Origin of the sequence: Bremerella cremea (assembly GCF_003335505.1) — a bacterium.
Lineage (GTDB): Bacteria > Planctomycetota > Planctomycetia > Pirellulales > Pirellulaceae > Bremerella > Bremerella cremea_A.
Genome location: NZ_QPEX01000002.1, coordinates 1 through 5,006, shown reverse-complemented (window position 1 = coordinate 5,006; position 5,006 = coordinate 1). Strand labels below are relative to the sequence as shown.

The window sequence follows — 5,006 nt, the reverse complement described above, 5'->3', positions numbered from 1 at the left end:
TCGACTTTTCTTCCGTTGCGATCTGCCCCAGGCAAACTTGCAGCCCGCTCGACCAGGCACTCACCATGTGCAGCGCCTGACGATTGGTGGCCGTGTCGAAACTGTGCCGCAGCGTCTTGCCGTCGATATGCACGCCTTGGCCGCGCAGGTCGAGGCACAGATGATCGATCCAATCATGCAGGCAAGCTTGAAAGCTGTGCGAGTCGAGCGCGGCCAGCACCCGGCCGATCGTATCGTGCGAAGGGATGCCGTTTTCGAGTCGCAAAAACTTGCGAAACCAGTCGTGCCGCTCGTCGGCAAACTGCTCGACTTCCGTGTAGGTCTCGCACCCAGCCACCGTCGCACATAGTGTGATGAAGAGAATGTCAAAGAGCGAGTGCTGCTTGTTGCCGCCTTCGGCGCGGGGATCTTCAAGATTTTGAAAAACGGTAAAACCTTCCGGAAGCTTTGTAATCATTACCATCCATGCCCAAACAAGATTCACGACATTCGCCGACTCCGAGCGATGAAGATGCTAGCCATCATGGCCCGCATTTGCCTTGGGTGAGGCCAGGTGCAACAATCATTCCGTGGGTTTGAATGCGATTGCCGTGAAGTGTCCCCTGTGCGACTACAAGAGCGAAGCTTTCGGTGACACGTGCGATGTGCATGATCAAAGCTACTCGTTTGTTTTTCAAGACCAGTCCACCAACGAAATTTGGGTTGAAGAGCTCGCGAGTACGAGGTTGAAAGAGTTGTCCATTGATCTCAATGCAAAAGATGCAAAGGCGAAGCTACATCGTTCATTCTCGATCGCTCAAAAACGCCTTATTGAAATCCCGATTGGTCAGCAGGATTTGAGGTTGATGCAGTCTGCCCGAAGTGCGGACATTCAGTTTCGACCAAAGTCGTCATCGGCCTTCAACAGGTACGTCGCACTGCCTTTCCCCGGTAGAATGTAGGACTCTCTAACTCGACGCTGTGGAGCCCAGGCAACCAAAGACCGCTAGAATTGCTCTGGCGGTTTTTGGTGGTGTCATTCGAAATTGAAACTGAGGCAATAAGAGAGCCTTAGAGTCTCAAGCATCAAGTGCGCATGCCGATTGTCAGGCACTGTCCACGCCGGTTGAACAGCCTTCCACGGCTTGAACAACGGCACGCCTGACGTCTGTGGGTTTGGCTTTTTGCTCAAACGCTGTAGTAGGCTGGGTACAATGGCGAGCGGCGCCGCCAGAGGTTTAGCACGCGGAACGCTCGCCGTGGCTTAATTTCGTCGGGGCCAACAAGTGGATTGTCTGCGGCCAGTGGCACTGGACAAGCATCACGGACTCTCGCCAATCCGGCAAAGGGAACGTTCTTTCGTGGATTGCGAGTTCGGTGGAGAGCAGGGTCACGCTTTGGCTCGCTTTACAAAGCGGTTCAGCGGAGCGTGGCTGCCGGACGCTCCCAACAGGTCCAAGCACTCAGACGTGCTGTTGGGTATCGTGATAAGGTACGTTACGCGCATGAAGAGGGAAGCTCGACGTTTCATCACGCAACACGTAAAATCGTTATCCGGCAACATGCGTTCTATGAGCCGGGCGGAGTCAAGTCCGTATTCTTGCACGAAGTCGGACACGCTCGTTTGCCGTACTGGACACCCGAATATGAGGTCGACCTCGAGGCTGTTCGAATCGCTGAGGAAGTATTTGGACATAGCGATGATATTGTCCTCCCATTCGTAAACTAAGCAAAGGGAAGGTATGTTTAATATTCTTAAAGGTTGGTTTACGCGTTCTAAAGGTATGTTTACGATTCCTAACAGTTTCATGGTGCCCGAACCAATTCAACAGAGGCTGCGAAGTCTTTTTGCTGCAGTAGAGTCGACAAAGGAATTTCACCATTTCAAAAAGAAGCGGTGGACAGTGGATCAAGCGGAACTCGTATCCAATGCGGCCGTGCATGCGGAGTATGTTAAAGCCGCACAGACTCATCGAAGGGAATGGGGGACGGGCTTGCAGGACGCAATTTCCGGTGTCACGGAATTGGCCGTCTTTGGAGTCTGTGTTCACAGCCGCGAAGGCCTTGAGCACCACCCCGATCATGTCCTGGGGCCGCATTTCACATTTTTTGTCGACGCCAACACGTCCACCACGTTGTTTGTGATTGAGTCAACGGTGTCACGCTGATGCGTAGCCAGGGTGCCATGCTCACGTCCGCGTGAGCATGCCGTTGGCGGCAACAATGAGTTTCGTAGGGTGCGTCTCGACGCACCAGAGCTTGCTGAACCGTTTTGTCGAAGCCAATCGCGTGGTAACGCAATACGCCGCATTGTGCGTTACCACGCGGTCGGTTTCTTGCTAACCTGACTCGCCAGGGTGCCATGCTCTCGTCCGCGTGGGCATGCAGTTGAAGGGGGCGGCTGGTCTCAGGTTCAGCAGTCCGTAGGAGAACAAAATTGTTCAGGACATTGGTGCACGCGTATCTGCGAGTATCAGTAGAGGTGCATCGAGGTAAGCTACAAATGTTGTGTGATGATATTGATATTTCCAGATCGGAATTGGACGAAATGTTGCGGGACCGGTTTGACCGACCGATTCGCCCGAAGTTGCAGGACATGCTCAGTGTAATAAATCGTTCTGACACACCTGATTTAGCGTGTCAAAGGCTTGAGGAATCTGGGATTATCAAGGCCGGTTTTTTCTCGAATCCTCAACGCAGTTTTGCCCCGTATGTTCCCGGAACTCGCATACTGCCAAGCGAGCGTCCCACGCCAGACAGGCGGCCAGATTCTCTGGCAATGGTAATTGCAATTGCGTCTGACCCAGATGGGATTCTGCGTGCTGAGGCGGCCGCCCGCGAATTTGCTAGAAGGCTAAAGCCGTTTCAGGCAATGTTTAGTGAATCTCTTGTTTGGTATCTCACGGAGAACGCGTTTCGTGACAGTCATCCATTTGAAACAACTCGCCTTGGCCGATCCTATTTCGCGATCGAGATGACCCTTGCATTATGCCTAGAATCCGAAGGTATTGACGTAGAACAGTTGCGAATAGGCGAACCGTGCGAACGAATGCCGCTACTTATCCAATATGCATTGGCCGCCTGGGATGGGTGGCGTATTGCCCAGCGACGTGATCTTCGTGTAACGAGCGACTTTTGGCCAGTTGGCCGGTATGAATTTGAGCGATTTAGACAACTGCCAAATCCTTTCTCACCACTTTTGGAATTGTGGCTTACGGGATATCGTATTTCAGCCAATTTTGACAAGGACGATTCGGCTGTACATCTCTATGCAAACCCAAGCGGTATTGCCGAGTGACAATCTAGTGTGGGAAAGAAACGGTGTCAGGACTGAATGGCACGGTCTTCAGCAAGCCAGGGTGCCATGTTCACGTCTTCGTGAGCATGCCGTGGGACCATGCGGGGTCTTTTTCGACACTGCCTTACGCCTGGCGAGAAGGACCAACCTGAATGTAAGTCACATGCTCACGCGGACGAGAGCATGGCACCCGGCTCGGTTTGGTCTACCGATATGGGTAGTTTATCATAGGTCGAGCGGAGAAACACGAGTCCTGTCCCCTCTTATTCCCCGCGTAGCCAAATAGGCTGAGGGGGCACCTGCGTAAACCAGCGGGCATATAATCTGAACATGCGTGTAGACATCGATTAAGTTGTAGGAACGCCAGAAATGAGAGATTCCAAATGGGGATGTCACGTTGGTCGCACCTTTGGGATTGGTGGCGCAGACCTCAAGAATGTTGCCGGTCACTTGCCACCCGCCATCGCCATGCTGCTTCTTTGTACCACGATTTCCGCCTGGGAATTCGGGATCACGAATCAAGCGTTAGCGGAAGATCTTACCGCCAAAGAAGATCCAACTTCGCACGTTGAGGCCGCCAAGATTTCCCCTGAACTGTCTCGTTACCGCGTCGCGTCTGATGGGATCATCCCGTTTGCTCTGGGGTTAACAGATAGCAGTGGCGAGATCTTTACCCTGAACCGCCCTGTCATGGGAGCTGGCGTCCAGACGTTGGCCTCCTTTGACCCAAACCTAGATCTTTTCAAAGCGGAAATCGAGCAAGGGTACGATCGGTCGTACGGCCTGGTACAAATGCCCATGGCGGTCGCTTGGTCTGTTGAAGAACGCACTCTCCGCTTGCGACGCTTGCCAGGCGATGTTGCCACCTCGATCGTTGTCAACGACATCGATCCGATTGAAAATATTCTGGCAGGAAATTGGGAAGACAAGCAAATCGTCGACCTTCGCCGCGATGGTAAACTACGGGTCGTAGATTTTCAGACTGGCAACATCACGCTTGCTATTGAATCCGATCTGAACGTGACTTGCGCAGCAGTTCGCGGCAATCGATTAATCTTCGCGGGAAGGCCGAAGGCAGATCTTAACCGCGATATGCCGAATGAATTGAGCTACATTTCTATCTTGCAATCGTGGGATATTGCGACCGGTGAAAAACTGGCGGCACAAATCCTTGGTTACCATGTCGCTCGCCTCGAGTTCAGCGAAAACGGCAAGTGGATTGCGTGTGCCGGAGGGTTAAGTTTCTTCCAACAGCCGCAATTTGGCACTGGTCAACTCGACGTCTTTCGCAGTGATCTGGCCGGTTGGTCACGTCGCTACTTCGCGCAAGCCTACATCAAAGCGGCACGCTTCATCGACAATCGCACCATGGCCCTGGGATTAGAAAATGGCTGGGGCTACGTCGTTGATTTTCGAAAGGGAAAAAGGATTGCTAAAGCAAAACTTCATCAAGGATCCGTGCTAGATATCGCTGTCGGAAAAAGTAAACTCTTCAGCAGCGGATTTGACGGAACACTCACCATTTGGCAATACACCCCGGCCCAACGAAAAGCCGAGTAGGCCGTGTTCACGAGAGCATGTTACCCGGCTACTTCGGAGTAAGTTTCAGTGAGCTATTTCCCCAAGAGAAATGCTTTGTGTGCAGCCCATTTGACACTGCGTGTTATTGCATGCGTGCTGCTACTCTCCACATCTGCGATCGCGCAGAAAGTCGGGAACGCTGCAGAGG

Annotated in this window: 4 protein-coding genes; 3 read left to right on the top strand and 1 reads right to left on the bottom strand. The window is 52.7% G+C overall.

What is annotated here, in order from left to right; translation table 11 throughout:
* Positions 1 to 457 (bottom strand): ISAs1 family transposase (locus DTL42_RS00035; protein WP_114366627.1); only part of this gene is annotated, 457 nt, incomplete at its 3' end.
* 1,264 nt (positions 458 to 1,721) lie between these two features.
* Between DTL42_RS00035 and DTL42_RS00020 the strand changes: the two genes are divergently transcribed.
* From DTL42_RS00020 to DTL42_RS00010, 3 genes are all read left to right on the top strand, one after another.
* Positions 1,722 to 2,147 (top strand): hypothetical protein, encoded by a 426-nt coding sequence (locus tag DTL42_RS00020; protein WP_114366624.1) that lies wholly within the window; start codon positions 1,722 to 1,724, stop codon positions 2,145 to 2,147.
* A 335-nt stretch (positions 2,148 to 2,482) separates the two neighbouring features.
* Positions 2,483 to 3,277, top strand: a complete 795-nt coding sequence (locus tag DTL42_RS00015; protein WP_114366623.1) for a hypothetical protein — start codon at positions 2,483 to 2,485, stop codon at positions 3,275 to 3,277.
* A gap of 369 nt (positions 3,278 to 3,646) precedes the next feature.
* On the top strand, positions 3,647 to 4,837 hold the full coding sequence (locus DTL42_RS00010) for a hypothetical protein (RefSeq protein ID WP_114366622.1): 1,191 nt from the start codon (positions 3,647 to 3,649) through the stop codon (positions 4,835 to 4,837).
* Positions 4,838 to 5,006 lie beyond the last annotated feature (169 nt).

What these genes read in the sequence shown, in the direction of transcription:
- DTL42_RS00020 (WP_114366624.1), top strand. Translation starts at nt 1,722, where the DNA reads ATGTTTAATATTCTTAAAGGTTGGTTTACGCGTTCTAAAGGTATGTTT.
- DTL42_RS00010 (WP_114366622.1), top strand. Translation starts at nt 3,647, where the DNA reads ATGAGAGATTCCAAATGGGGATGTCACGTTGGTCGCACCTTTGGGATT.
- DTL42_RS00015 (WP_114366623.1), top strand. Translation starts at nt 2,483, where the DNA reads ATGTTGTGTGATGATATTGATATTTCCAGATCGGAATTGGACGAAATG.